Genomic DNA, 26,983 nt, shown 5'->3' with positions numbered 1-26,983 from the left:
CGCCGCAGGTCATGGGTCAGAATGAGCCCGTGCCCTTCCTGTTGCTGATCGAGGACGACGACGCCATCCGCACCGCCCTGGAGTTCTCCCTGTCACGACAGGGACACCGGGTGGCCACCGCGGCGACCGGTGAGGACGGGCTGCGCATGCTGCGCGAACACCGACCCGACCTGATCGTCCTCGACGTGATGCTGCCCGGCATCGACGGCTTCGAGGTGTGCCGCCGGATCCGCCGCACCGACCAGCTGCCGATCATCCTGCTCACCGCCCGCAGCGACGACATCGACGTCGTCGTCGGCCTGGAGTCCGGCGCCGACGACTACGTGGTCAAGCCCGTCCAGGGCCGCGTCCTCGACGCCCGCATCCGCGCCGTGCTCCGCCGGGGCGAACGCGAGGCCAGCGACTCCGCCGTGTTCGGCACCCTCGTCATCGACCGGGCCGCCATGACCGTCACCAAGAACGGCGAGGACCTCCAGCTCACCCCCACCGAGCTGCGGCTGCTCCTCGAACTCAGCCGCCGCCCCGGCCAGGCCCTCTCCCGCCAGCAACTCCTGCGGCTGGTGTGGGAGCACGACTACCTCGGCGACTCCCGGCTCGTGGACGCCTGCGTGCAGCGCCTGCGCGCCAAGGTCGAGGACGTGCCCTCCTCGCCCACCCTGATCCGCACCGTGCGCGGCGTCGGCTACCGCCTGGACAGTCCCCAGTGACCGGCCCCACCGCCCACGCCGACGCCGAGACCACACCCGAGACCACCCCCGCGCCCGGCCCCCGGCCCCCCGCCGCGGGGGGCGGGTCCGAAGGGGCCGGTTCCGACGCGGGGGCCGGGTCCGGAGCCGGTTCCGGATCCGATTCCGGTTCCGGTTCCGGCGCGGGCCCCGGGGCCGCCGGCCGGCCCGCGCCCGCCTGGGCCGGACTGCGGATGCGGCTGCTCGTCGTCTTCGCGCTCGTGGCCCTCGTGGCCGCCGTCACCGCCTCCGGCATCGCCTACTGGCTCAACCGCGAGGCCGTCCTCACCCGCGTCCAGGACGCCGCCCTCGGCGACTTCCGCCAGGAGATGCAGAACCGCGCGGCCGCCCTGCCCCCCGACCCCACCCCCGAGGAACTCCAACGCGTCGCCGAACGCATGGCCGGCTCCAGCCCCGGCTACAGCGTCCTCCTCGTCCAGCGCGGCACCGACGGCAAGACCTTCTTCGGCGCCGGCGGCCCCGACGGCTTCAGCCTCGACGACGTGCCCGCCACCCTCCGCCACGCCGTCGAGGACGAACAGCGCAGCAACGTCTACTGGCAGCGCACCACCCCCGGCGGCGACCCCTACCTCGTCGGCGGCACCCGCATCGTCGGCGGCGGACCGACCGGCTACATGCGCAAGTCCCTCGCCAACGAACGCACCGACCTCAACGCCCTGGCCTGGTCCCTGTGCGTGGCCACCGGCCTCGCCCTGCTCGGCTCCGCCCTCCTCGCCCAGGCCGCCGCCCGCACCGTCCTGCGCCCCGTGCAACGCCTCGGCGACGCCGCCCGCAGCCTCGGCGAGGGCCGCCTCGACACCCGCCTCGACGTGTCCGGCACCGACGAACTCGCCGAACTCTCCCGCACCTTCAACAGCACCGCCGAGGCCCTCGAACGCAAGGTCGCCGACATGAGCGCCCGCGAGGAGTCCAGCCGCCGCTTCGTCGCCGACATGTCGCACGAACTGCGCACCCCGCTCACCGCGCTCACCGCCGTCACCGAGGTCCTCGAAGAGGAGATCGACGGGCTCGACCCGATGATCGCCCCCGCCGTCACCCTCGTCGTCAGCGAGACCCGCCGGCTCAACAACCTCGTCGAGAACCTCATGGAGGTCACCCGCTTCGACGCCGGCACCGCCCGCCTCGTCCTCGACGACGTGGACGTCGCCGACCAGGTCACCGCCTGCATCGACGCCCGCGCCTGGCTCGACGCGGTGGAACTGGACGCCGAACGCGGCATCGTCGTCCGCCTCGACCCCCGCCGGCTCGACGTGGTCCTCGCCAACCTCATCGGCAACGCCCTCAAGCACGGCGGCTCCCCCGTCCGCGTCTCCGTCCGGATCGAGGACGCGTGGCTCGTCGTCGCCGTCAAGGACAACGGGCCCGGCATCCCCGAAGAGGTCCTCCCGCACGTCTTCGACCGCTTCTACAAGGCCAGCGCCTCCCGCCCCCGCTCCGACGGCAGCGGCCTGGGCCTGTCCATCGCCCTGGAGAACGCCCACATCCACGGCGGCACCATCACCGCCGCCAACGACCCCGCCGGCGGCGCCCTCTTCACCCTCCGCCTGCCCACCGACGTGGGCGGGGCCGGCTGCCCCGAGGAAGGAACGTGCGATGCGCGGCCCTGACCCCGCCCGCCCCGGCCCGCCCCCGCCGGCCCCCCGAAACGCCCGCCGCCCGCTCGCCGCCGGCGCCCTCCTGCTCGCCGCCCTCACGACCCTCACCGGCTGCGGGATCCGCGCCACCGTCGTCCCCGTCGACGCCGGCCCCGCCCCCTCCCGCGTCTCCTGCGACTCCGTCGACGCCGTCGGCGGCGACGCCGGCACCGGCTTCAAGGCCACCGTCGAGCTCCTGTGCGGCTCCCAGCTCGTCGGCGTCCAACGCCTGGTCCCGCTCACCGAGAAACACGCCGAACCGCCCGCCGTCGTGGTCACCCAGGCCCTCCTGGACGCCCTCAAACGCGACCCGAGCTCCCAGGAACGCGACAACGGCTTCAGCACCGAGGTCCCGCCCGCCCTCACCGCCTCCGCGCCCCGCCCCGGCGACCCCGCCGGCGCCGTCCGGCTCAGCCGCAAACCCGAGGACCTGCCGCCGCCCGCCCTCGCCCAGATCGTCTGCACCCTCGCCGGCAGCGAGTCCGGCGGCCCCGTGGTCCTCGGCGGCCCCGACCGGGACCCGCCCCGCCGCTTCGCCTGCACCGACGCCCTGCGGACCCGCCCCAACTCCGTCCAGACCCTCGGCGACGTGGTCCGCACCACCCCGCCCGCCTCCGCGAGCGCCTCCGCCCCGACCCCCGAACCCTCCCCCTCCACACCCCCCGGCACCACCCCGCCCCCCACCCCACCCCAAGACCCCAAACCCCCCACCCCCAGCGCCCCGCCCACCACCCCGGCACCGCCGCCGACCCCGAGCACCGGCGCCTGACCCCGGAGACGGCGAAGGGCCCCCGCCTCGGGTGTGACGCCGGGGTGGGGGCCCTTCGGGGGGTGGGGTGGGGTCAGATGCCCGCCGCCGCCGACAGGTCCTTCTTGAGGGCGTCCAGCACGTTCGTGCCGCGCTCCCGCGCCGCCGCCAGGTCCGAGGCGTCCGCGACCGGCACCACGACCTCCAGGTAGCACTTCAGCTTCGGCTCCGTGCCCGACGGGCGCACGATCACCCGCGCCCTGTGCTCGCCGTCCAGGTGGTAGCGCAGGCCGTCGGTGGGCGGCAGCGTGGCCGTGCCCTTCGTCAGGTCCTCCGCCGACACCACCCGCAGCCCCGCCAGCACCGTCGGCGGCTCCTCGCGCAGCCGCGCCATCGCGTCCGCGATCACCGACAGGTCACTCACCCGCACCGACAGCTGGTCCGTGGCGTGCAGACCGTGCTCGATCGCCAGGTCGTCCAGCAGGTCCACCAGGGTCCGGCCGCGCTCCTTCAGCTCCGAGGCCAGCTCGGCCACCAGCAGCGCCGCCGTGATGCCGTCCTTGTCGCGCACCCCGTCCGGGTCCACGCAGTACCCCAGGGCCTCCTCGTAGCCGTACCGCAGGCCCTCCACCCGGGAGATCCACTTGAAGCCCGTCAGGGTCTCCTCGTAGCCCACCCCGGCCGCCTCCGCGATCCGGCCCAGCAGCGACGAGGACACGATCGACTCCGCGAACACCCCGCGCGCGCCCTTGTGCACCAGGTGCGCGCCCAGCAGCGCGCCCACCTCGTCGCCCCGCAGCATCCGCCAACCGGCCGGAGCCGAGGCGTCCGGCACGGCCACGGCGCAGCGGTCCGCGTCCGGGTCGTTCGCGATCACGATGTCGGGGTCCACCTCGGCGGCCGTCGCGAACGCCAGGTCCATCGCGCCCGGCTCCTCCGGGTTCGGGAACGCGACGGTCGGGAACTCCGGGTCCGGGTCGGCCTGCGCCGCGACCGCGACCGGCGCCGGGAACCCGGCCCGCGCGAACGCCGCCTCCAGCACCGTGCGGCCCACGCCGTGCATCGCCGTGTACACCGTGCGCACCCCGCGCGCCGAGCCCGGCGTCAGGACCGCGTCCGTGCGCTCCAGGTACGCGTTCAGCACCTCGTCGCCCAGGACCTCCCAGCCCGACTCCGGACGCGGCACGGAGGCCAGCGCGCCGACCGCGGCGATCTCCGCCGCGATCCCGGCGTCCGCCGGCGAGACGATCTGCGAGCCGTCGCCCAGGTACACCTTGTAGCCGTTGTCGCGCGGAGGGTTGTGGCTCGCGGTCACCTCGACGCCGGCCACGGCGCCCAGGTGCCTTATGGCGAACGCGAGGACCGGCGTCGGCAGCGGCCGCGGCAGCACCGCCGCGCGCATCCCGGCCCCGATCATCACCGCGGCCGTGTCCCGCGCGAAGTCCTCCGACTTGTGCCGGGCGTCGTACCCGACGACGACCAGGCCGCCGCCGTGCCCCTGCGCCGTCAGCCAGGCCGCCAGGCCCGCCGCCGCGCGGATCACCACGGCGCGGTTCATCCGCATCGGGCCCGCGCCCAGCTCGCCGCGCAGCCCCGCGGTGCCGAACTGGAGGGTGCCGGCGAACCGGTCGGCGAGCTCCTCGGTCGCGTCCGCGTCGAGGAGCGCGGCCAGTTCGGCGGCCGTCTCGGGGTCGGGGTCCTCCGCCAGCCAGGCCCGAGCCCGGGTGATCACGTCGTCCCGCTGTTCCTGCACTGCCACTGCCACTGCCTTCCGCGTCGTCACTGCCGATCGTGCCGGCGCGCCCGCGGACCCGCCGGTACCGCCGGCGGCGGCCCGCCACGGGGCCGCCGCCGAACTGCTCAGATCCGGGCCAGCACCCGGGTCAGGAGTTCGCCCATGCGGGCCGCGGAGTCACGGCCGGCCTGGAGCACCTCCTCGTGGTTGAGCGGCTCGCCGGTGAGGCCGGCCGCCAGGTTCGTCACCAGCGAGATGCCGAGGACCTCGGCGCCCGCCTCGCGGGCCGCGATGGCCTCCAGCACGGTGGACATGCCCACGAGGTCGGCGCCCATCACGCGGATCATGTTGATCTCGGCGGGGGTCTCGTAGTGCGGGCCGGGGAACTGGACGTACACGCCCTCTTCGAGGGTGGGGTCGATCTCCTGGCACATCGCGCGCAGGCGCGGCGAGTACAGGTCCGTCAGGTCGACGAAGTTCGCGCCGATGATCGGGGAGGTCGCGGTCAGGTTCAGGTGGTCGCTGATGAGGACCGCCTGGCCCGGGCGCATGCCCTGGCGCAGCCCGCCGCAGCCGTTGGTGAGGACGATGGTCTTGCAGCCCGCGGCGACGGCGGTGCGGACGCCGTGGGCGACGGCGGCGACGCCGCGGCCCTCGTAGTAGTGGGTCCGGCCGAGGAAGAGCAGCGCGCGCTTGTCGCCGATCTTGTACGAGCGGATCTTGCCGCCGTGGCCTTCGACGGCGGGCGGCGGGAAGCCGGGGAGCTCGGTGACCGGGAATTCGGCCTCGGGGACGCCCAGGGCCTCGGCGGCAGGGGCCCATCCGGAGCCCATCACCAGGGCGACGTCGTGGGATTCGACGCCGGTCAGTTCCCGCAGGCGCGCCGCGGCGGCGTCGGCGGCGGCGTGGGGGTCGGTTGCAGATGCGTTCACGCGGACGAGGGTAGCCGCTCCGGTCCTACGCGCGTAGATGGCACAGCTCACGGTGTTCGGATCGTTGCCTTGTCGTTTTCCACCAATGGGCGTGTTCGCCCCTCAGCAGGGGCGCTTGCGCAGTTCCATCACGTAGTCGTGGGGGGCGCCGGCGGACTCGGCGGCGTCGGCGAGTTCGCCCAGGTAGCGGGCGGAGGGCAGGCCGCCCTCGTAGCCGTTGAGCACGTACACCCAGGCCCCCTCCTCGCCGTCGAGGGTGTGCACGCGGATCCGCATGCGCCGGTAGATGTCGAGCCCGACGCCCTCCCAGCGGTCCATGGAGTCCTCGTCCAGCGGGGCGATATCGTAGAGGGCCACGAAGACCTGCTTGCGCGGGGCCTCGACGATCGTGGCCAGGGCGCCCTCCCAGCCCATCTGCTCGCCGCCGAAGGTGAGCCGCCAATCGTTGATCCAGCCCGTGCCGCGCAGCGGGGAATGGGGGGCGCGGCGGGACATCAGCCGCGGATCGAGGTTGCCGGCGTACGCGGCGTAGAGCGACATGAGGTCGAGGGTACGGGAGGGCGGTGGCCGGTTTCCCCTCCCCGTCCCCCGGACGCCCGCCGGCGGGGACCGGGATGCCCGGAGCGCCGGGGTTCGTCCCCGCACGGGTGATTTCGCGGCGCGTCGACGAAGGCGGGACCGGGCGAGAATCATTTTGAAGCGTGCGGGACAATGGGGCCCGGCAGCAATCACCCCCGGGGCGACCCCCCGGACCACCGGCCGGGCCGCAGCCGACCGGGAAGACGTGAGGCGGACTTTTCGTGACCCGGATCGTGATCATCGGTGGCGGACCCGGCGGGTATGAGGCGGCGCTGGTGGGGGCCCAGCTCGGCGCGGAGGTGACCGTCGTGGACTGCGACGGTCTGGGCGGCGCCTCGGTGCTGACCGACTGCGTGCCGTCCAAGACGCTCATCGCGACGGCCGAGGTGATGACCACCTTCGACTCCTCCTACGAGGAGCTGGGCATCATCGTGGCCGACGACACCCCGCCGCTGGTGGCGCCGGCCCGGGTGACGGGGGTGGACCTCGGCAAGGTCAACCGACGGGTCAAGCGCCTGGCGCTGGCCCAGTCGCACGACATCACGGCCTCGGTGACCCGGGCCGGCGCGCGCGTGCTGCGCGGCCGGGCCAAGCTGGGCGGCCCGCAGGGCATCGACGGCACCCGCGACGTGATCGTGGAGGCCGCCGACGGCACCGAGACCATCCTCACCGCCGACGCCGTGCTGATCGCGACCGGCGGCACCCCGCGCGAGATCCCCGACGCGCTGCCCGACGGCGAGCGGATCCTGAACTGGACCCAGGTCTACGACCTCGACGAGCTGCCCGAGGAACTGATCGTGGTCGGCTCCGGCGTCACCGGCGCCGAGTTCGCGGGCGCCTACCAGGCTCTCGGCTCGCGGGTCACGCTGGTCTCCTCGCGCGACCGGGTGCTGCCCGGCGAGGACCCGGACGCGGCGGCGGTGCTGGAGGACGTGTTCCGGCGGCGCGGCATGAACGTCGTGGGCCGTTCGCGCGCCGAGTCCGCCAAGCGGGTCGGCGACCGGGTGGAGGTGACCCTCTCGGACGGGCGGGTGATCTCCGGCTCGCACTGCCTGATGGCGGTCGGCGCGATCCCGAACACCCGGAACATGAACCTGGAGGAGTCCGGGATCCGGCTGACCGAATCGGGTCACATCTGGACCGACAAGGTCTCGCGCACCTCCTCGCCCGGCGTGTACGCGGCCGGCGACGTGACGGGCGTGTTCGCGCTGGCCTCCGTGGCGGCGATGCAGGGCCGCATCGCCATGTACCACTTCCTCGGGGAGCCGGTGGCCCCGCTCAACCTCAAGACGGTCTCCTCCAACGTGTTCACCGACCCGGAGATCGCGACCGTCGGCTACACCCAGGCCGACGTGGACGCGGGCCGGATCGACGCCCGCGTGGTGAAGCTGCCGCTGCTGCGCAACCCGCGCGCGAAGATGCAGGGCATCCGCGACGGCTTCGTGAAGATGTTCTGCCGCCCCGGCACCGGCATCGTGGTCGGCGGCGTCGTGGTCTCCCCGCGCGCCAGCGAGCTGATCCACCCCATCTCCATCGCCGTGGACAACAACCTGACGGTGGAACAGATCGCAAACGCGTTCACCGTGTACCCCTCGCTGTCGGGTTCGATCGCCGAGGTGGCACGCCAGTTGCAGAGCCGGAAGGCGGACGGCGGGGCCTGATCCGCGCGCAGCGTCCCACCTCACAAGGGGCGTTGGCGAAACGTACCGGCACCCGACCCCCGGAGCGACGCGCTCCGGGGGTCGCGTATACCACCCGAAGGCACCCGGTGCGAACAACTTCGGTATTCCGGCGCAAAGAGCTGAAAGCAGATGGTCGCCCGGGTTACTGTCAGTTTCGTGTTCGCTGCAGAACGTCGCCAATTGATCCTCGAAATGGTGCGTGCCAACGGAGCGGTGTCGCTCCGTGAACTCGCCCGCGTCGTCCAGACCTCCGAAGTGACCGTACGGCGGGACGTGCGGGCACTGGAGGCAGAAGGACTCCTCGACCGCCGCCACGGCGGCGCCGTGCTCCCCGGCGGGTTCACCCGGGAATCCGGGTACCCGCAGAAGTCCCAGCTGTCCGCGGCCGAGAAGACCGCGATCGCCGACGTGGCCGCCGGGCTCGTCGGCGAGGGCGAGGCCATCGTGGTCGGCGCCGGCACCACCACGCAGGAACTGGCCCGCCGGCTGGCCCGCGTGCCGGGGCTGACCGTCGTCACCAACTCCCTGCTCGTGGCCCAGGCCCTCGCGCACGCCAACCGGGTCGAGGTCGTCATGACCGGCGGCACCCTGCGCGGCACCAACTACGCGCTCGTGGGCAGCGGGGCCGAACAGTCCCTCCAGGGGCTGCGGGTCTCGCGGGCCTTCCTCTCGGGCAGCGGACTGACCGCCGACCGGGGCCTGTCCACGTCCAACATGCTCTCCGCGAGCGTGGACCGGGCCCTGGTCGAGGCCGCCGGCGAGGTCGTGGTCCTCGCCGACCACACCAAGCTCGGCACGGACACCATGTTCCAGACCGTGCCCACCGACCTGATCACCCGCCTCGTCACCGACGAGCCCCCGGGCCACGACGACCGCGCCGCCACCGAGTTGCAGGCCCTCGCCGACCAGGGCGTGCAGATCACGGTCGCGAGCGTGGGCGCCGGCGGCACCGGACAGGCCGAGGGCATGGCCGGCCGCCGGGCCCGCCGCGAGGCCGGACTGCCCGTGCAGCGGCGCGGCGGACAGGTCGCGGCCGCCGGGGCCGCCGTGCTGCGCGGGGGGCCCGGCACCCTGCTGGAGTCCGCGCCCGAGGGCCCCCGGGGCCGGGTCGCGGACCTGCGCCGGCGCTGACCCGCGGGCCGCGAGGACGCGGAGACGACGGCGCCCCGCGCGCCGGCCCCGGTGGGGTCGGTGCGCGGGGCGCCGTCGTGACCCGTCACCGCGCGCCCGCCGTACGCCCGGTCACGGGGACCGGGGTGTGGCGGGCTCGGCGGGTTCGGGAGGGGTCCTGCCTCAGGCGGATTCCTTGATCTGGCAGATCGGGGCGCCGGAGGTGAGGGAGGCGCCGACCTCGGCTGTGAGGCCGACGATCGTGCCGGAGCGGTGCGCGTTCAGCGGCTGCTCCATCTTCATGGCCTCCAGGACGACGATCAGGTCGCCCTCGTTGACCTGCTGGCCCTCCTCGACGGCCACCTTGACGATGGTGCCCTGCATGGGGGAGGCCAGGGTGTCGCCGGACGCGGCCGGGCCGGACTTCTTCGCGGCGCGGCGCTTGGGCTTGGCGCCCGCGGCCAGGCCGGTGCGGGCCAGGGTCATGCCGAGGGACGCGGGGAGGGAGACCTCCAGGCGCTTGCCGCCGACCTCGACCACCACGGTCTCGCGGCCGGCCTCGTCGTCGGCGTCCTCGCTCGCGCCGGTGGGGGCGAAGGGCGGGATCTCGTTGACGAACTCGGTCTCGATCCACCGGGTGTGGACGTGGAACGGGCCGCCGTCGGTGGGCGCGAACGCGGGGTCGGCGACCACGGCGCGGTGGAAGGGGATGGCGGTGGCCATGCCCTCGATGTTGAACTCGGCCAGGGCGCGGGCGGCGCGCTGGAGGGCCTGCTCGCGGGTGGCGCCGGTGACGATCAGCTTCGCGAGGAGGGAGTCCCAGGCGGGGCCGATGACACTGCCGGCCTCGACGCCGGTGTCGAGGCGGACACCGGGGCCGGTGGGCGCGTCGAAGGCGGTGACGGTGCCGGGGGCGGGCAGGAAGCCGCGGCCCGGGTCCTCGCCGTTGATGCGGAACTCGAAGGAGTGGCCGCGCAGCGCGGGGTCCCCGTAGCCGAGTTCCTCGCCGTCGGCGATGCGGAACATCTCGCGCACGAGGTCGATGCCGGCGACCTCCTCGGTGACCGGGTGCTCCACCTGGAGGCGGGTGTTGACCTCGAGGAAGGAGATGGTGCCGTCGTTGCCGACGAGGAACTCGACGGTGCCGGCGCCGACGTAGCCCGCCTCCTTGAGGATGGCCTTGGACGCGGCGTACAGCTCGGCGTTCTGGGCCTCGCTCAGGAACGGCGCGGGGGCCTCCTCGACCAGCTTCTGGTGCCGGCGCTGGAGGGAGCAGTCACGGGTGGAGACGACGACCACGTTGCCGTGGGAGTCGGCCAGGCACTGGGTCTCGACGTGCCGGGGGCGGTCGAGGTAGCGCTCGACGAAGCACTCGCCGCGACCGAACGCGGCGACGGCCTCGCGGACCGCCGAGTCGTACAGCTCCGGGATCTCCTCCAGCGTGCGGGCCACCTTCAGACCGCGACCGCCGCCGCCGAAGGCCGCCTTGATCGCGATCGGCAGGCCGTGCTCGGACGCGAAGGCGACGACCTCGTCGGAGCCCGAGACCGGGTCCGGGGTGCCGGCGACGAGCGGGGCGCCCGCGCGCTGGGCGATGTGACGGGCCGCCACCTTGTCGCCGAGGTCGCGGATGGCCTGCGGCGGCGGGCCGATCCAGGTCAGACCCGCGTCGATGACGGCCTGGGCGAACTCGGCGTTCTCCGACAGGAAGCCGTAACCGGGGTGGACGGCGTCGGCCCCCGAGTCCGCGGCGGCCTGGAGCACCTTGCCGAAGTCGAGGTAGCTGGCCGCGGGGGTGTCACCGCCCAGCGCGAAGGCCTCGTCGGCCGCGCGGACGTGCAGCGCGTCGCGGTCGGGGTCGGCGTAGACCGCGACACTGGCGATACCGGCGTCCCGACAGGCCCGGGCAACACGAACAGCGATTTCGCCACGATTGGCGATGAGCACCTTGCGCACGATGGCTCCCTCCTTGGAACAAGCTGAGTTTAGGGACAGCCAACACGGCCTTTCGACCCATCCCCAAAGGTGAGCTTGCCCACACGGAGGGTGACGCGGGGATGTCCCGACCCCCGAAAACCCACATGGCACACCGGGTCGGGGCTTTTCCCGACTGCACAGTAACCCTGTGGACCACCCCCGGTCTCTGTCAGCAAGTGCAGCGGGCCCGGCCGAATCTTTGTGGGGAGTCTACGAACGGCCTTCGATCCCTTTGCCCGTGCGCGAACTCTTGTCCCGGGCATTACCCGTTAGTAGCCTCCTGCCGGTCCGGGTCCGCGGGCCGACCGCCGACCCGCCCGACCCGGGTGAAGAGGGGTGGGATCCGTCATGTCACGCCGACTCGTCGCCGCGCTCACCGCGCCGGTCCTCGCGATCGAGGCGGTGGTGCTGGCCTTCGTCCACCTCGTCCTCGGCCGCACCACCGCGAGCCAGTCCATGTCCGTGGCCGGCCTCGACCCCACCCTCATGGCCACCGGCGCCTACGCGCTCGGCGCCGGACTCGCCGGGTTCCTGCTCATCGGCACGGTGGTCACGGCCGCGATCGCCGTGCGCGACCGGCCGCCCGGCGCGTTCCCCCGGGTGCTGCTGATCGCTCTCGTCCTCACCCACCTCGTGCTCGGGGTACTGGCCGCCGCGCTGGTGGGCTGGATCGCGTTCGGGGCACTCATGGGAGTGCTGTGCCTGCTGGTGCTGCTGTTGACGCTCTATCCGGCGGGCGAGGAGCTCAGGTCCACAGCTCCGTGACCGAGACGCCGAGTTCGCCGAGCAGCCGGCGCAGCAACGGCAGCGACAGACCGATCACGTTCCCGTGATCCCCCTCGATGCCCTCCACGAACGGCGCCGACCGGCCGTCGAGGGTGAACGCGCCCGCCACGTGCAGCGGTTCCCCGCTCGCCACGTACGCCGCGACCTCCTCGTCCGTGGGCTCCCCGAACCGGACCGTCGTGGACGCCGTCGCCGACACCCGCCGGCCGCTCGCCGCGTCCACCACGCAGTGCCCGGTGCGCAGCACCCCGGCCCGCCCCCGCATCGCCTTCCACCGGGCCGTGGCCTCGGCGGCGTCGGCCGGCTTGCCCAGGGCCTCGCCGTCCAGCTCCAGCACCGAATCGCAGCCGATCACCAGGGCCCCGGCCGCCTCCGGCAGCGCGGCCACCACGCCGGCCTTCGCCTCGGCCAGCGCGAGCGCCAGCTCGGCGGGGGAGTCGGCGACCACCGAGTCCTCGTCGAAGCCGCTGACGATCACGTGCGGCGCGAACCCGGCCTGGCGGAGCAGCCCCAGGCGGGCGGGGGAGGCGGAGGCGAGGACCAGGGTGCGGGTCTGTGCGGTCATGGGGTCATCGTAGGGGTGCGGCGCGGGGCGGGGGATCGACGGCGGGACGGGCGGCGGGACGGGTGGTGCGACGGGCGGCGGGATCGGCGGCGCGGGATCGGCGGGGCGGGCTCAGCGGATCCCCAGCACCCACACGATCACCACCATCGCGATCGTCAGCACCAGCGTCAGGCGGCGGACCATCGTCTGCGCCTCGCGCATGTCCCGCGGCGGTTCGTTCTCGGGGTCGGACCAGAGCATGCCCCGATCCTGCCCCGGCGGCCCCGGAACCCGCCTGAGTACGGGTACTCAAACCGGAACCAAAGCCACCTGGCGACGACGCGGGCGACTCCCGAGGCCGAACGCGGGCCCGGGCCGAGCGCGGGACTGGGCCCGGGCCGAGCGCGGGACCCGGGCCCGGGCCGGACGCGCGGACCCGGGCCCGGGCCGGACGTGCGGGGGCGGGCCCGCGCCGGTCGTCCCGGCCCGAACCCGCCCCGTGCGCGGCGTGCCCGTGCGGTCCTGTGCCCGTGCGGCCCCGTGCCCGGCCGCTCAGCCACTCAGCTGCCCGGCCCTCAGCCGCTCAGCCGCCCGGCCGCTCAGCCGCCCGGCAGGAAGCTGCGGCCCCAGGCCCCCGGGCCGGGCCGCAGCGGCCGCCGCAGCGCCGCGCGGGCCGGATCGGACCAGGCGTCCCGGCCGGCCGAACCCCGCGCGGCGGGCGCGGCCGCCGCCGACGCCGCCGCGCGGGCCCTGACCACCGCCAGTGCGGCGGCCAGCTCCTCCGGGGTCGGATTTCCCCTGACGACCTTGATCACCACGACCTCCTCGTGTGCGTCCCCCGCGTGTGCGTCCTCGGCGTGCGCGTCCTGCGCGTCCTCACAGCGGGATGTTGCCGTGCTTCTTCGGCGGCAGGGACTCGCGCTTGGACGCGAGCTGCCGCAGTCCCTTGACGATGTGCCCGCGCGTCTCGCTCGGCAACACGACGGCGTCGACGTACCCGCGCTCGGCCGCGATGTAGGGGTTGAGGAGGGTGTCCTCGTACTCGCCGATCAGCCGGGCCCGGGTGGCCTCCGCCTCCTCCGGGTCCTCGATCGCCGTGATCGCGCGCCGGTGCAGGATGTTCACGGCGCCCTGCGCGCCCATGACGGCGATCTGCGCGGTGGGCCAGGCCAGGTTCAGGTCCGCGCCCAGGTGCTTGGAGCCCATCACGTCGTACGCCCCGCCGAACGCCTTGCGCGTGATCACGGTGATCAGCGGGACGGTGGCCTCGGCGTAGGCGTAGATCAGCTTCGCGCCGCGCCGGATGATGCCGTTGTACTCCTGGTCGGTGCCGGGCAGGAACCCGGGCACGTCCACGAAGGTCAGCACCGGCACGTTGAACGCGTCGCAGGTCCGCACGAACCGCGCGGCCTTCTCGGAGGCGTTGATGTCCAGGCAGCCCGCGAACTGGAGCGGCTGGTTGGCGACCACGCCCACCGGCCGGCCCTCGACCCGTCCGAAGCCGGTGACGATGTTCGGCGCGAACAGGGCCTGGGTCTCCAGGAACTCGCCGTCGTCGAGGACGTGCTCGATCACGGTGTGCATGTCGTACGGCTGGTTCGCGCTGTCCGGGATCAGCGCGTCCAGTTCGAGGTCCGTGTCGGAGACCGCGAGATCGGCCTCCTCCGGGAAGATCGGGGCCTCGGCGAGGTTGTTCGACGGCAGGTGCGACAGCAGCGCCTTGACGTACTCGATCGCGTCCTTCTCGTCGCCCGCGAGGTGGTGGGCCACGCCCGAGGTCGTGTTGTGGGTGCGGGCCCCGCCCAGCTCCTCGAAGCCCACGTCCTCGCCGGTGACGGTCTTGATCACGTCGGGGCCGGTGATGAACATGTGCGAGGTCTGGTCCACCATCACCGTGAAGTCCGTGATCGCGGGGGAGTACACGGCGCCGCCCGCGCAGGGGCCGACGATCAGCGAGATCTGCGGGATCACGCCGGAGGCGTGCACGTTGCGGCGGAAGATCTCGGCGAACAGGCCGAGCGCCACCACGCCCTCCTGGATCCGGGCGCCGCCGCCGTCGTTGATGCCGACGATCGGGCAGCCCGTCTTCAGGGCCAGGTCCATCACCTTGACGATCTTCTCGCCGTACACCTCGCCGAGCGAGCCGCCGAAGATCGTGAAGTCCTGGGAGTACACGCAGATCGGCCGGCCGTCGACGGTGCCGTAGCCGGTGACCACCCCGTCGCCGTAGGGGCGGTTGGCCTCGATGCCGAAATTGGTGGACCGGTGCCGGGCGAACTCGTCGAGCTCCACGAAGGAGCCCTCGTCCAGCAGCAGTTCCACCCGCTCGCGGGCCGTCAGCTTGCCCTTGGCGTGCTGCTTCTCGACGGCGCGGGCGGACCCGGCGTGCACCGCCTCGTCCACGCGGCGGCGCAGATCGGCGATCTTCCCGGCGGTGGTGTGGATGTCGATCGGCTCTGCGGGTTCTGACATCGGGGCGCGGCTCCCTGCCTGGTCGGTTCGGGGTCGAGAACACGGTGCGAACTACGTCAACCTGATGGCTACTCGCACGTAGCGTAGTGGCGCGCATGGCGACCGTCAGTGCGGCGTTTCCCACACCTGGTGTGGGTTGCTTGACTCCTCCCCCTGGTGAAGGGGGATCCGCGGCTCACTCCGCCGGGCTCTCCGAAGAGCCCGGGCCGAGATCGACACCAACCGGGACGAGACCTGCCCGGACGAGCATGACGCGAGCGGAGTTCTTGTCCCGAGGGGACGTGAACCCGCACGCGGCGCACGCGTGGGTTCTGTTCGAAAGAGGCACCGCGTGCTTGGCTCTCGCTCCGCAGTGGGCGCAGTCCCTGGTGGTGTGCGCCGGGTGGACGAGGTGGACGGTCCGACCGTGCTTGTGGGCCTGCTCGATCAGGATCCGCTTGGTCGTGCCGATGACACCGTCCGCGGCCTTGCGGGCCATCGGCGTCTTCGCGAGGAATCCCGGGCGGAAGTCCTCGATCGCGAGCGCGTCGAAGTCGCGGACCACGGATGCCGCCCATTTCCGGGCCGTGTCCAGGCGCTGCCGCGCGATCTTCCGGTGTGCTTTCGCGGCCCGGGCCCGGGCCTTGCGGTAACCGGCGGTGGACGGGCGGCCCCTCGGCGTGGCGCGGCGGGACATCATGCGCTGATAGTGGGCGAGACGGCGCGCGGCGGCCTTTCCGTGCTCGGGGTGCGGCAGGTCGTGGGCGTCGCTGGTGGTGGTGGCGATCTGCCGAACTCCCCAGTCGACGCCGATCACCGCTCCGGTGCTCGGCAGGGGTTCGGTTTCGACGAGGACGACGAACGAGGCGTACCAGTGTCCGAGACCGTCCCGGTACACGCGCACGGAGCTCGGTTCGGAGGGCAGGGGCCGGGACCGGACCACGGTGACCGCGATGCCGCCGGCCAGGTGCAAGCGGCCGTCCCGCAGCCGAAACCCCCGCCGGGTGTACTCGAACGTGGGCTCGGTCCGACGTTTCTTGCGCGGCTTCGGCATTCCGGCCCGGAGGTGGTGTGGCAGGCCGTCGCGGATGTCCTTGAGAGCCTTGGCGCGGGCGTTCGCGAAGTCCCGGACGGTCTGCTGCTGGGGGACGCACGCGCCCTCGCGCAGCCACGGCGTCGCCGCGCGGGCTCTGGTCAACGCCGCGCTCAGGCCGACAAAGCCGCAAGTCGTCGACCCGCCCGTGGCACCGTTGTGCTCGTGCACTCTGCCGGACAGCGCCACGCATTCATTCCACACCCATCGACATCGCGACCACTCCCGTTCGAGGGCGGCGAGCGCGGTGCGCGAGGCGCGCAGCCGGTAGGTGTAACGGGCGGGCCGCGCAGTGGCCGCCGTCGACTTCGTCACGGTGATCACCGTACGAGTCGACACCGATCGGGCGGGGCCGTTTCGGCGATTTCGCAGCGGTCCGCCGGTACCTCCGTGCCGAGGGCGCGTCAACGAATGGAGCACGCATGACGACATCCGATGCAGCAAACAGTCCTGGTCGTTGGTCGGACCTGGAGCGGCCGCCGTTGGCGGGTGGGGCACTGGAACGGGGGTTGGTGACGCCCGGGGGGCTCTGGAGCTCCGTGCGGGTCGTGCAGTCCACCGGGTCCACGAACACCGACCTCGCCGCCGCCGGGCCCGAGCTGCCCGAGGGGGCCGTGCTCGTGGCCGAGGAGCAGAACGCGGGACGGGGGCGGTTGGACCGGGCGTGGACGGCGCCGGCGCGGTCCGGGATCTTCGTGTCCGTGCTGCTCAAGCCGGGGGCGGCGGTGCCCGAGGAGCGGTGGGCGTGGCTGACGCTGCTGGCCGGGGTGGCGGCCTCGGAGGCGCTGTCGCGGACGGCGGGCGTGGCGGTCGCGTTGAAGTGGCCGAACGACCTGCTGGTGGACGTGGAGGGCGAGGAGCGCAAGCTCGGCGGGATCCTCGCCGAGCGCACGGTGGACGGCGTGGTGCTGGGGCTGGGGATCAACGTGTCCCTGTCGGCGGCCGAGCTGCCCGTCCCCGGGGCCGGGTCGCTGCTGCTGGCGAAGGCCGAGGTGACGGACCGGGACCCGCTGCTGCGGTCGCTGCTGCGGTCGCTGGAGCGGTGGTACGGGCGGTGGCGCGAGGCCGCCGGGGACCCGATCGACAGCGGGCTGATGGAGGCGTACACGGCCGTGTGCGCGACCCTCGGGCGCGAGGTGCGGGCCGATTTGCCGGGCGGGACGCAGTGGCGGGGCACGGCGGAGGCCGTGGACTCCGACGGCGGGCTCGTGGTGCGCGCGGAGTCCGGGGAGCGCAGGGTGGTGGGCGCGGGCGACGTGATCCACCTGCGTCCGGCCGCGGACTGACCGCCGGCCGGGGCGGCCCGTCCCCGTGTCGCCCCGGCCCTTCGGCCCGGCCACCGCGCGTATCGGGAGGTTTCGTGAGCTTTCGTGAGGTTCCGGGGCGGGGTCGGGGCGCGGCGGACGTGTCGTCCGGATGGCGGATCGGTGTCGAGTGGGTTCGGCTCGGTACCGAGGCGAGTGAGCTACGGCACACCTGCCGTATGGTTTAGGCGACCCCGGTCCCGAGCTGTTCGCCGAGGTCGGCAGGGCAGTGCGCACGGAATGACAGGAGGCGGCCCTTGTCCGTCGACGACTCCGCTCCCCGCGCGTCCGGAGCCGGAGAGTCCGCCGCCGGCGGGGACTCCGGCGAGTCGGCCGCCGGTCCCGGTACGCCCATCGGGCGGGACCGTCATCCGCCGCACCACGAGGTCGACCACACCGTGCAGCCCACCGCCGATCCGCTGGCCATCCGGCTGGAGCAGCTCATCCTGGGCGCCGAGCGCCGCTACACCCCCTTCCAGGCCGCGCGCAGCGCCGGCGTGTCCATGGAGCTCGCCAGCCGGTTCTGGCGGGCCATGGGCTTCGCGGACATCGGGCAGGCGCGGGCCCTGACCGAGGCCGACGTGCTGGCGCTGCGGCGGCTGGCCGGTCTGGTGGAGGCGGGCCTGCTGAGCGAGCCGATGGCCGTGCAGGTCGCCCGGTCCACGGGGCAGACCACGGCCCGTTTGGCCGAATGGCAGATCGATTCCTTCCTGGAGGGGCTGACGGAGCCGCCGGAGCCGGGCATGACCCGCACCGAGGTGACGTATCCGCTCGTGGAACTGCTGCTGCCGGAGCTGGAGGAGTTCCTCGTCTACGTGTGGCGCCGGCAGTTGGCGGCGGCCACCGGGCGGGTGGTGCAGGTGGCCGACGACGAGGAGATGGTGGACCGCCGGTTGGCGGTGGGCTTCGCCGACCTCGTGGGCTTCACACGGCTGACGCGGCGGCTGGAGGAGGAGGAGCTCGGCGAACTGGTCGAGTCCTTCGAGACCACGGCGGCCGACCTGGTCGCGGCGCACGGCGGCCGGCTGATCAAGACCCTCGGCGACGAGGTGCTGTTCGCGGCGGACGACGCGGGGACGGCGGCCGAGATAGCGCTGCGGCTGATCGAGACGATGGAGGCCGACCCGACCATGCCCGAGCTGCGGGTCGGGATCGCGTTCGGCACGGTGACCACGCGGATGGGCGACGTGTTCGGGACCACCGTCAACCTCGCCTCGCGGCTCACCTCCATAGCCCCGAAGAACGCGGTGCTGGTCGATCCGGCGCTCGCGGTGGAGCTGGGGCGCACGAAGGACGCGCCGGTGGAGGAGAAGAACCTGGAGGAGGGGGTCGCGTACCGCTTCGCCCTCCAGCCGATGTGGCAGCGGCCGGTGCGCGGCCTCGGCGTGATCGAACCCTGGTTGTTGACCCGACGGGAGTCGTAGGCTGCCCGGTGGCCGTGACGGTAACGGTCGTTAACCGAGGTCGTCGACCGGAGGGTGTGCGCGGATGAGCGGGCAGGGGCAGGGGCGGGAGCACGAGCAGGAGCAGGAGCGCGAGCAGGGGGGCGAGCGGGGGGTCGAGCGGGGGGTCGAGAGCGCGCGGTACGGGGAGTTCGTGGCGGTCCGCCGGCACGGCCCCGAGGGGGTCGTGGCGGAGCTGGTGCTGGACCGGCCCAAGGCCATGAACGCGGTCTCCACGGCGATGGCGCGGGCCCTGGGCGAGGCGTGCGCGGCGCTGGCCGCCGACGCGGGCACGCGGGTGGTGGTGCTGAGCTCCAGCCACGACCGCGCGTTCTGCGTGGGCGCCGACCTCAAGGAGCGCAACACCTTCACCGACCTCGAACTCGTCCGACAGCGCCCGGTGACCCGGGGCGCCTACGGCGGGGTGCTGGCCCTGCCGATGCCGACGATCGCGGCGGTGCGCGGGTTCGCGCTCGGCGGCGGCTTCGAGCTGGCCCTGTCCTGCGACCTGATCGTGGCCGACACCACGGCCGTGGTGGGCCTGCCGGAGGTGTCGGTGGGCGTCATCCCGGGCGGCGGCGGCACCCAACTGCTCCCGCGCCGGGTGGGCGCGGCGCGGGCGGCGGAGCTGGTGTTCACGGCGCGCCGGGTCGAGGCGGCGGAGGCGGGCGAGCTGGGGCTCGTGGACCGCGTCGTCGCCGACGGCACCGCCCGCGAGGAGGCGCTGGCACTGGCGGCGCGGATCGCGGAGAACTCCCCGGTCGGCCTGCGGGCCGCCAAGCGGGCCCTGCGGCTGGGCCACGGCCTGGACCTGGCGGCCGGCCTGGACGTGGAGGACGCGGCATGGCGCTCGGTCGCCTTCTCCGGGGACCGGGCCGAGGGCGTGGCGGCGTTCAACGACAAACGCCGCCCGAACTGGCCGGGGGAGTGACGACCGCCGGTTCCGGGAGCGCGTGAGCGCCGAGGCGCGTGAGCGCCGGGGGTGGGGGCGCCGGGGGGTGGGGGCGCGGCCCGGGCCCGGGCCCGGGGCGGGGTCGGGGCGGGCATCTGCGGTGCGTGGCATGGCGCGACCCCGCCCCCCCCGGCGCCCACACCACCACCCCGGTCACCCCGGCCGTTCTGGCCACCCTCGCTGCCCCGGGCACCCCTGGCCGCCCCAGCCATCCCCGGCCGTCCCGGCCGTCCCGGCCCCCCGGCAGTCCTGGCCCCCCCCCGGCAGTCCTGGCCACCCCGGCCACCCTGGCCGTCCACCGCGTCCACCCTGCCCGTCGCGTTGACCCGGCACGAGCGTCCCGCCGTGCCCGCCTGATACGGGCGTCCCGCCGCGTCCGCCCCCGCAGCCACCCCGCCGCGCCCGCGCCGCCGTTCCCGCGAGTTGGGTTGCGCCCGCGCCGGCGTGCCTGTCGCGCCTCGTCGCGCTCGTGCCGCCGTGTCCGCAAGCTGGGCCGGGTCGTTGCCGTGGTGCCCTCGCCGTCGTGCCACCGCGTCTCGCCGCGCCCGCGTCGCCGTCCCCGCGTGCTGGGTCGAGCCCTCGCCGTCGTTCCCACCGCGGCTCGCCGCGCCCGCGCGGTCCTGCCCGCGCGCTTGGGCCTGCCCGCGCCGTCGCGCCTGCCGCGCCCGTCGCGCTCGCGCCACCGATCCTGCGTGCTGGGCTGCGCCCATGCCGTCGTGCCCGTGCCGTCGTGCCCGCGAGCTGGGCCGCGCCGTCGTGCCTGTCGCGGCTCGTCGTGCCCTTGTTCGTCACGTTCCGTTCACCCCGGCGGCGGATTCTGCTTCTCCTCGTCACGGTGGGTCCGCACGGCCCCCCGAAACCGCCGAATCGGGCAAAACTCCCTAGGCTGTGGTGATGGGGATCGACGGGCGGTTGCGGGCCGTGGTGACGTTGGCCCAGGCCATGGCGGCGGCGCACACGCCGCGAGAGAGCGCGCGGGCGGCCGCGCTCGGGGCCCGACGGGCCCTGGACGGCTCCTTCGCGGCGATCTCGGCGTGGGAGCGGGAACGGGGCCGGCTGCGCGTGCTGGTCAACGAGGGGGAGCGGGAACCGGACGAGGTCGAGTTCCCCGAGGACGAGTCCTACCCCGTGCACGACTTCCCCGAGATCGCCGAGTTCCTGCACGAACGGTGGGCCGTGGGCGGCGGACCGCACGCCTGGGTCGAGCACGCCGACGGCGCCGCGCCCGGACACCGCGCGGCCGCGCTGCGACGGCGCGGCCGGAGCAGCTGCGTGGTGGCGCCGATCGTGCTGAGCGGCCGGGCCTGGGGCGAGCTGTACGTGGCCCGGGAGGCCGGGGCCACCCCCTTCGACGCGGACGACGCGGAGTTCGCGGGGGTGCTGGCGGCGGTCGTCGCGGCGGGGCTGGCGCAGACCGAGCGGCTGGAGGAGGCGCACCGGCTCGCCTTCACCGACCCGCTGACGGGTCTGGCCAACCGGCGCGCGGTGGACGCGCGCTTGGACGAGGCGCTGGAGGCGCACCGCGACTCGGGGGCCGTCGTGAGCCTGGTGGTGTGCGACCTGAACGGGCTGAAGAAGGTCAACGACACGCTGGGGCACGCGGTCGGCGACCGCCTGCTGGAACGATTCGGCTCGGTGCTCAGCCTGTGCGCCGCGAGCCTGCCGGGCGCGCTGGTGGCGCGGCTGGGCGGGGACGAGTTCTGCGTGGTCACGGTCGGACCACCGGCCGACGCGGTGGTCGCGGCGGCGGAGGAGGTCTGCGTGCGGGCCGCCGCGCTCGAATGGGGCGAGGGCGCGGCGTGCGGGGTCGCGTCCACGGGTGACCCCATCGGCGCGGTGCGGTCCTCGCGCCGCCTGTTCCGCCTCGCGGACGCGGCCCAGTACAAGGCGAAGGCGGCGCGTGCCCCCCGCCCGGTCGTCGCGGGCCGCGACACGGCGGTCATCCGCCTCGCGGACACCCCGGCCCCCACGAGCGACCGCCGCCGCTTCCGAGGCGGCCGAAGCTGAGGGGGGTGGGGGGCGTGGGTGAGCCCGGGGTGTGGTGGGCGGCCGGGTGCGGGCACGGTCGTGGCCAGGGTGGCCGCCTGCCGGCGGCGGGTAGGTCAACAGCGTTTCCCGGCGGCGGCCGGGAGGGGGCCCGAGGTGCGGCGCGTACCCGGGTGCGGGTGGGGTCGTGGCGGGGGTGGCCGCCTGGCGGCGGCGGGTAGGTCAACAGCGTTTCCCGGCGGCGGCCGGGAGGGGGTCCGGGGTGCGGTGCGTACCCGGGTGCGGGTCTGTTCGGGGCGGGGGTGGCCGCCTGGCGGCGGCGGGCAGGTCAACAGCGTTTCCCAGCGGCGGCTGGGAGCAGACCCGGGGTGCCGTGCGTGCCCGGGTGCGGGTGGGGTCGTGGCGGGGGTGGCCGCCTGACGGCGGCGGGTAGGTCAAAAGCGTTTCCCGGCGGCGGCCGGGGAGGGGCCTGGGGTGCGGTGCGTGGCCGGGTGCGGGCCCGTTCGTGGCCGGGGTGGCCGCCTGGCGGCGGCGGGTGGGTCAAAGGCGTTCCCGGCGGCGGCCGGGAGGGGTGCAGGGGTGCGGTGCGTGGCCGGGTGCCGGTGGGTTCGTGGTGTGGGCCCGACGGGCCCCCGGTCGGGGTCGGGCCGGGCCCGAGTGTCGGGTGACCCGGGACGTTTCGGGCCGCAGGCGCACGTGATGGTGGGTTGGTGCGGTGGAGGGCGTGGCCACGCACGGTCCGGGTTCGTGGAACGGATCGGCGATCGGCTTCCCGGGGCTCTTGTGTGCTGGGGACCTGCCCTGGCCGCGTGCGGGCCTGCGGACGGCTACGGACTCGGACCCCCGGCCCCCTCCGCCGCCCCTGGGAAAGGCTTTTGACCTGCCCGCCGCCGGCAGGCGGCCACCCCGGCCACGAACCGGGCCGCAGACGGCAACGCACCCCGCCCCCGGACCCCTCCCCGCCGCCACCGGGAAACGCCTTTGACCTACCCGCCGCCGGCAGGCGGCCACGCCCGCCCCGAACCGACCCGCTGACGGCGGCGCGCCCCCACCCCGGACCCCTCCCCGGCCGCCGCCGGGAAACGCCTTTGACCTGCCCGCCGCCGGCAGGCGGCCGCGGCCGCCACGTGTCCGCCCGCAGGCGGCGACGCGTCCTGGCTCCGGACCTTGCCCTGCCGCCCCGGCTGTCCAGCCGCCCGCAGGTGGCCGTGCGCCCCAGCCCCGGCCCCCCGCCCCCGCCCCACCCCCCGGGCGCGGGAACTGACTGGTGACAGATGGGGATTCAATCCGTAGGGTGCTGAATATGGATATGCACACTGTCGTGGTGGGGACGTCCGGGACCACCGCCGAGGACGTCATCGCCGTGGCCCGGTTCGGGGCGCGGGTCGAGCTGTCCGAGGAGGCGCTGGTCGCGCTCGCCCGGGCGCGGGAGATCGTGGACGCCTTGGCCGCCAAGCCCGAACCGGTCTACGGCGTCTCCACCGGGTTCGGCGCGCTCGCCAGCCGGCACATCTCCCCGGAGCTCCGCGCCCAGTTGCAGCGCAACATCGTGCGCTCGCACGCCGCCGGGATGGGGCCGCGCGTCGAGCGCGAGGTGGTCCGCGCGTTGATGTTCCTGCGGCTGAAGACCGTCGCCTCCGGGCACACCGGCGTCCGGCCCTCGGTCGCGCGGACGATGGCCGACGTGCTGAACGCCGGGATCACCCCCGTGGTGCACGAGTACGGCTCGCTCGGTTGCTCCGGCGACCTCGCGCCGCTCTCGCACTGCGCCCTGACCCTCATGGGCGAGGGTGACGCCGAGGGCCCCGACGGCACGGTCCGCCCCGCCGCCGAGTTGCTCGCCGAGGCCGGCATCGCGCCCGTCGAGCTCCGCGAGAAGGAGGGCCTGGCCCTCCTCAACGGCACCGACGGCATGCTCGGCATGCTCTGCATGGCCCTCGACGACCTGCGCCGGCTCTACACCACCGCCGACATCACCGCCGCCCTGACCCTGGAGGCCCTCCTCGGCACCGAGCGGGTCCTCGCCCCCGAGCTGCACGCCATCCGGCCGCACCCGGGCCAGGCCGTGGCCGCCGCGAACATGGCCGCCGTGCTCAAGGGCTCCGGGCTGACGGGGCGGCACTCCGGGGTCGCCGGCGAGGCGCCCCGGGTGCAGGACGCGTACTCCGTGCGCTGCGCCCCGCAGGTCGCCGGCGCGGGGCGGGACACCCTCGCGCACGCCGCCCTCGTCGCCTCGCGCGAGCTGGCCGCCGCCGTCGACAACCCGGTGGTGCTGCCCGAGGACGGCCGCGTCGAGTCCAACGGCAACTTCCACGGCGCGCCCGTCGCCTACGTGCTGGACTTCCTGGCCATCGCCGTCGCCGACCTCGCCTCCATCGCCGAGCGCCGCACCGACCGCCTGCTGGACAAGAACCGCAGCCACGGCCTGCCGCCGTTCCTCGCCGACGACGCCGGTGTGGACTCGGGGCTGATGATCGCCCAGTACACCCAGGCCGCGCTGGTCTCGGAGCTGAAGCGACTGGCCGTGCCGGCCTCCGCCGACTCCATCCCGTCCTCCGCGATGCAGGAGGACCACGTCTCCATGGGCTGGTCGGCGGCCCGCAAGCTGCGCACCGCCGTGGAGAACCTGGGGCGCGTCCTCGCCGTCGAGCTGTACGCCGCGACCCGCGGCCTGGAGCTGCGCACCGGCCTGAGCCCGGCCCCGGCCTCCCGCGCCGCGATCGAGGCCACCCGCGCGGCCGGTGTCGAGGGCCCGGGCCCGGACCGCTTCCTGGCCCCCGACCTCGCCGCCGCCGAGGCCCTGGTCCGCTCCGGCGATCTGATCACGGCGGTCGAGAAGGTCACCGGCCCGCTCGGCTGATCCCCCGTCGCACACGGCGCACGTGAAGGCCGGGCCGCTTCCTCGTCGAGGGGAGGCGGCCCGGCCTTCGCGGGGTTCAGGCGTCGGTCTCGCCGGCCGCGCGGGAGCGGCGGGCCGAGAACACCACGAAGCCCGCCCCCACCACCAGGAACGCCGAACCGCCCCACAGGTACGGGGTGGTGTCCACGCCGCCCGTCGCGGCCAGCATCGCCGGTTCGCGCTCGGCGGGACGGTCGGCGGCGCGCACGTCCGGGCGGGCGGCCCCGACCGGCGCGGCGGCGGCCCGCAGCTCGTGCGACGCGGGCGCGCCGGCGTTCGCGGAGGGGACGAACCAGAGGGCGCCCAGCAGCGCGGTCGCCCCGACGGCGGTGACAAGCGGTCGTCGTGCGGACACGGTGCGATCCCCCTTGTGGAAGCAGTGAATTGGCCGTGTTGTGCGTGGCCGATGCTAGTGAAAGGGGCGGGTCGCGGGAAAGGCGGGGGCGCACCCGGTCGTACCCTCCTGGCATGAGCGAACAGGACACGTCACGACATCTGCGGCTTCGCGTCGACCTGGTGCTGGAGGTCACGGATGCCCGTGCCCTCATCGACGCCGCGCTCCTGCGCATGGACTCCGACCACCTCATGCCGGCCGAGGAGCGGAACCAGGCGCGGGCCGCCGTCGCCGCCGACCCGGCCGAGGCCCTGGCCTACCTCGTGGACCCCACCGAACTCGTCCTCGACCTGCCCGGGACCGAGCCGACGCACGCGTCATGGAGCACCGAGGACGTCGATCACGACCCCGCCGACCCGCTCTGGGACGTCGAGGAGGAAGATGGGTGGGACGAAGCGGAAGCTGATGAACAAGACGAACAAGACGAACCAGAAGAAGTGGACGAGGAGCCGGGCGCGGACCGCGGGCCCCTTCCCGACCGCCGCGCCGACTGAGACCGCCCGCCGGACCGCGAGCGCGCCCGCCGTGGGATTTCCCACACCGGGCCGCACGAGGGAACCGAACGGGTGGGCACCGGCGTTGTGGAGGTGGCGGGGGGTGCGCATCCACGCGCGCGGGCCGAGCGGTGACGGGGAGTGTCACCGACGGGTCCGGCGGTTCCCTCGGTTTCGGCAACGATGGAGTGGCGTGTGAGGACGGACAGCAAGCGGCGCAGGCGGACCCTGGCGGTGGCTTCGGCCCTGCTCGGCGGGGTGCTCGTGCTCTCCGGGTGCAGCGGGGACGACGGCGACAAGGCGGGCGGCGGCGGCAAGGGCGACGGCGGCACCACCCAGGCCGACGTGGACGCGGCGGCGAAGAAGGACGCGTCGCAGGCCCGAATAGCGATCGCCCCCAAGGACGGCGCCACCAACGTCGGCATCAACAACGACGCCTCCGTGACCGTCACCGAGGGCACCCTCGTCAAGGTCGAGATGAAGTCCGCCGAGGGCGCGGCCGTCGCCGGCAAGGTCTCCGCCGACGGCAAGAGCTGGAAGCCGGACGCGGCCCTCAAGCGCTCCACCAAGTACACCGTCACGGCCACCGCCAAGGACGCGAACGGCAAGGAGGCGCACGAGAACGCCTCCTTCACCACCGTCTCCCCCGAGAACAGCTTCATCGGCTCGTTCACCCCGGAGGACGGCCAGAAGGTCGGCGTCGGCATGCCGGTCTCGATCACCTTCAACAAGCCGATCAAGGACCGCAAGGCCGTGCAGACGGCCATCGAGGTCAGCAGCACCGGCGGCCAGGAGATCGTCGGCCACTGGTTCAACTCGCAGCGGCTGGACTTCCGCCCCGAGGAGTACTGGAAGGCCGGCTCCACCGTCACCCTCAAGATGAAGCTCGACGGCGTCGAGGGCGCCCCGGGCGTCGTCGGCGTCCAGGACCGCACCGCGACCTTCACCATCGGCCGCGCGCAGGTCTCCATCGTGGACGTGAAGACCAAGGAGATGACGGTCAAGCGGGACGGCGCGGTCCTCAAGACCATCCCGATCTCCGCCGGCTCCGCCGACAACCCGACGTACAACGGGCAGATGGTGATCTCCGAGAAGTACAAGGAGACCCGGATGAACGGCGCCACCGTGGGCTTCGGCGGCGAGTACGACATCAAGGACGTGCCGCACGCGATGCGCCTGTCCACCTCGGGCACCTTCATCCACGGCAACTACTGGGGCTCCGACTCCATCTTCGGCAGCGTCAACACCAGCCACGGCTGCGTGGGCCTCAACGACGCCCAGGGCGCCGGGGACCCGGGCCAGGACGGTGCCTGGTTCTACGACAACTCCCTCATCGGCGACGTCGTGACCGTCACCAACTCCCCGGACAAGACGATCAAGCCGGACAACGGCCTGAACGGCTGGAACATGAGCTGGGCCGAGTGGAAGGCCGGCTCCGCCGTCTGACCCCGCCCCGCCCGCGCACGCACGACGGCGCCCGCCCCCTCCGACCGCG

The 26,983-nt window shown here is 74.1% G+C and carries 23 protein-coding genes; 13 read left to right on the top strand and 10 right to left on the bottom strand.

What is annotated here, in order from left to right:
• Positions 1 to 29 precede the first annotated feature (29 nt).
• From ACN20G_RS08440 to ACN20G_RS08430, 3 genes are read left to right on the top strand one after another with little or no spacing between them, the layout of a single operon-like run.
• Entirely contained in the window at positions 30 to 707 is a 678-nt protein-coding gene (locus ACN20G_RS08440; RefSeq protein WP_424212120.1) for a response regulator, read from the top strand.
• Positions 704 to 2,353, top strand: coding sequence for a sensor histidine kinase (locus tag ACN20G_RS08435; RefSeq protein WP_424212119.1), 1,650 nt, complete (start codon positions 704 to 706; stop codon positions 2,351 to 2,353). The genes ACN20G_RS08440 and ACN20G_RS08435 overlap by 4 nt, the downstream gene beginning before the upstream one ends.
• A complete protein-coding gene (locus ACN20G_RS08430) occupies positions 2,340 to 3,149 on the top strand; it encodes a hypothetical protein (protein WP_424212118.1) in 810 nt (269 codons plus the stop codon). The genes ACN20G_RS08435 and ACN20G_RS08430 overlap by 14 nt, the downstream gene beginning before the upstream one ends.
• A gap of 73 nt (positions 3,150 to 3,222) precedes the next feature.
• On the opposite strand, the gene ACN20G_RS08425 is transcribed toward ACN20G_RS08430, so the two are convergent.
• The 3 genes from ACN20G_RS08425 to ACN20G_RS08415 all read right to left on the bottom strand — a co-directional run bounded on the left by ACN20G_RS08425 (position 3,223) and on the right by ACN20G_RS08415 (position 6,335).
• Positions 3,223 to 4,881: a phospho-sugar mutase gene (locus ACN20G_RS08425; protein ID WP_424215425.1), complete on the bottom strand. Its 1,659-nt coding sequence runs from the start codon at positions 4,879 to 4,881 to the stop codon at positions 3,223 to 3,225.
• Between the two features lie 107 nt (positions 4,882 to 4,988).
• A complete protein-coding gene (locus ACN20G_RS08420; RefSeq protein WP_424212117.1) occupies positions 4,989 to 5,795 on the bottom strand; it encodes a purine-nucleoside phosphorylase in 807 nt (268 codons plus the stop codon).
• Positions 5,796 to 5,897: 102 nt separating this feature from the next.
• Positions 5,898 to 6,335, bottom strand: a complete 438-nt coding sequence (locus tag ACN20G_RS08415; RefSeq protein WP_424212116.1) for a gamma-glutamylcyclotransferase — start codon at positions 6,333 to 6,335, stop codon at positions 5,898 to 5,900.
• A gap of 260 nt (positions 6,336 to 6,595) precedes the next feature.
• On the opposite strand from ACN20G_RS08415, the gene ACN20G_RS08410 reads away from it, so the two are divergent.
• Together ACN20G_RS08410 and ACN20G_RS08405 are read left to right on the top strand one after the other, a co-directional pair.
• Positions 6,596 to 8,035, top strand: coding sequence for an NAD(P)H-quinone dehydrogenase (locus ACN20G_RS08410; protein WP_424212115.1), 1,440 nt, complete (start codon positions 6,596 to 6,598; stop codon positions 8,033 to 8,035).
• Positions 8,036 to 8,212: 177 nt separating this feature from the next.
• A complete protein-coding gene (locus tag ACN20G_RS08405) occupies positions 8,213 to 9,187 on the top strand; it encodes a DeoR/GlpR family DNA-binding transcription regulator (protein WP_424212114.1) in 975 nt (324 codons plus the stop codon).
• Positions 9,188 to 9,349: 162 nt separating this feature from the next.
• Here ACN20G_RS08405 and ACN20G_RS08400 read toward each other — a convergent pair whose 3' ends face one another.
• Positions 9,350 to 11,122: an acetyl/propionyl/methylcrotonyl-CoA carboxylase subunit alpha gene (locus ACN20G_RS08400; RefSeq protein ID WP_424212113.1), complete on the bottom strand. Its 1,773-nt coding sequence runs from the start codon at positions 11,120 to 11,122 to the stop codon at positions 9,350 to 9,352.
• A 369-nt stretch (positions 11,123 to 11,491) separates the two neighbouring features.
• Here ACN20G_RS08400 and ACN20G_RS08395 point away from each other — a divergent pair, with 369 nt between their 5' ends.
• The gene (locus tag ACN20G_RS08395) at positions 11,492 to 11,908 is read left to right on the top strand and encodes a hypothetical protein (RefSeq protein WP_424212112.1); all 417 of its coding nucleotides are present in this window, start codon (positions 11,492 to 11,494) and stop codon (positions 11,906 to 11,908) included.
• Here ACN20G_RS08395 and ACN20G_RS08390 read toward each other — a convergent pair.
• The 5 genes from ACN20G_RS08390 to ACN20G_RS08370 form a co-directional block, all read right to left on the bottom strand.
• On the bottom strand, positions 11,889 to 12,494 hold the full coding sequence (locus ACN20G_RS08390) for a nucleoside triphosphate pyrophosphatase (protein ID WP_424212111.1): 606 nt from the start codon (positions 12,492 to 12,494) through the stop codon (positions 11,889 to 11,891). The genes ACN20G_RS08395 and ACN20G_RS08390 overlap by 20 nt on opposite strands.
• A gap of 111 nt (positions 12,495 to 12,605) precedes the next feature.
• Positions 12,606 to 12,734, bottom strand: a complete 129-nt coding sequence (gene mmpB, locus ACN20G_RS08385; RefSeq protein WP_424212110.1) for a morphogenic membrane protein MmpB — start codon at positions 12,732 to 12,734, stop codon at positions 12,606 to 12,608.
• A 338-nt stretch (positions 12,735 to 13,072) separates the two neighbouring features.
• Entirely contained in the window at positions 13,073 to 13,291 is a 219-nt protein-coding gene (locus ACN20G_RS08380) for an acyl-CoA carboxylase epsilon subunit (protein WP_424212109.1), read from the bottom strand.
• Positions 13,292 to 13,349: 58 nt separating this feature from the next.
• Entirely contained in the window at positions 13,350 to 14,945 is a 1,596-nt protein-coding gene (locus ACN20G_RS08375; protein WP_424212108.1) for an acyl-CoA carboxylase subunit beta, read from the bottom strand.
• Positions 14,946 to 15,120: 175 nt separating this feature from the next.
• A complete protein-coding gene (locus tag ACN20G_RS08370) occupies positions 15,121 to 16,332 on the bottom strand; it encodes an RNA-guided endonuclease InsQ/TnpB family protein (RefSeq protein ID WP_424212107.1) in 1,212 nt (403 codons plus the stop codon).
• 107 nt (positions 16,333 to 16,439) lie between these two features.
• Between ACN20G_RS08370 and ACN20G_RS08365 the strand changes: the two genes are divergently transcribed.
• The 5 genes from ACN20G_RS08365 to hutH all read left to right on the top strand — a co-directional run bounded on the left by ACN20G_RS08365 (position 16,440) and on the right by hutH (position 24,561).
• Complete coding sequence (locus ACN20G_RS08365; RefSeq protein ID WP_424212106.1) at positions 16,440 to 17,303, top strand: biotin--[acetyl-CoA-carboxylase] ligase; 864 nt, start codon at positions 16,440 to 16,442, stop codon at positions 17,301 to 17,303.
• A 275-nt stretch (positions 17,304 to 17,578) separates the two neighbouring features.
• Positions 17,579 to 18,745 (top strand): adenylate/guanylate cyclase domain-containing protein, encoded by a 1,167-nt coding sequence (locus ACN20G_RS08360; RefSeq protein ID WP_424212105.1) that lies wholly within the window; start codon positions 17,579 to 17,581, stop codon positions 18,743 to 18,745.
• A 64-nt stretch (positions 18,746 to 18,809) separates the two neighbouring features.
• Positions 18,810 to 19,694 carry an enoyl-CoA hydratase/isomerase family protein gene (locus tag ACN20G_RS08355; protein ID WP_424212104.1) on the top strand — a complete coding sequence of 295 codons (885 nt, stop codon included), beginning with the start codon at positions 18,810 to 18,812 and terminating at the stop codon, positions 19,692 to 19,694.
• A gap of 915 nt (positions 19,695 to 20,609) precedes the next feature.
• Complete coding sequence (locus ACN20G_RS08350; RefSeq protein ID WP_424212103.1) at positions 20,610 to 21,722, top strand: diguanylate cyclase domain-containing protein; 1,113 nt, start codon at positions 20,610 to 20,612, stop codon at positions 21,720 to 21,722.
• Positions 21,723 to 23,010: 1,288 nt separating this feature from the next.
• Positions 23,011 to 24,561, top strand: a complete 1,551-nt coding sequence (gene hutH / locus ACN20G_RS08345; protein WP_424215424.1) for a histidine ammonia-lyase — start codon at positions 23,011 to 23,013, stop codon at positions 24,559 to 24,561.
• A gap of 76 nt (positions 24,562 to 24,637) precedes the next feature.
• Here the strand turns inward: hutH and ACN20G_RS08340 are convergent, their stop codons facing one another.
• Positions 24,638 to 24,955, bottom strand: coding sequence for an LAETG motif-containing sortase-dependent surface protein (locus tag ACN20G_RS08340; RefSeq protein WP_424212102.1), 318 nt, complete (start codon positions 24,953 to 24,955; stop codon positions 24,638 to 24,640).
• 113 nt (positions 24,956 to 25,068) lie between these two features.
• Here ACN20G_RS08340 and ACN20G_RS08335 point away from each other — a divergent pair, with 113 nt between their 5' ends.
• Together ACN20G_RS08335 and ACN20G_RS08330 are read left to right on the top strand one after the other, a co-directional pair.
• Positions 25,069 to 25,488: a hypothetical protein gene (locus ACN20G_RS08335; RefSeq protein WP_424212101.1), complete on the top strand. Its 420-nt coding sequence runs from the start codon at positions 25,069 to 25,071 to the stop codon at positions 25,486 to 25,488.
• Positions 25,489 to 25,671: 183 nt separating this feature from the next.
• Positions 25,672 to 26,934 (top strand): L,D-transpeptidase, encoded by a 1,263-nt coding sequence (locus ACN20G_RS08330; protein ID WP_424212100.1) that lies wholly within the window; start codon positions 25,672 to 25,674, stop codon positions 26,932 to 26,934.
• The last annotated feature ends 49 nt before the right edge of the window (positions 26,935 to 26,983 follow it).

This window comes from Streptomyces dryopteridis (assembly GCF_049606955.1).
Lineage (GTDB): Bacteria > Actinomycetota > Actinomycetes > Streptomycetales > Streptomycetaceae > Streptomyces.
The sequence above is the reverse complement of the archived record's forward strand: the minus strand, read 5'-3'. Positions and strand labels throughout refer to the sequence as shown.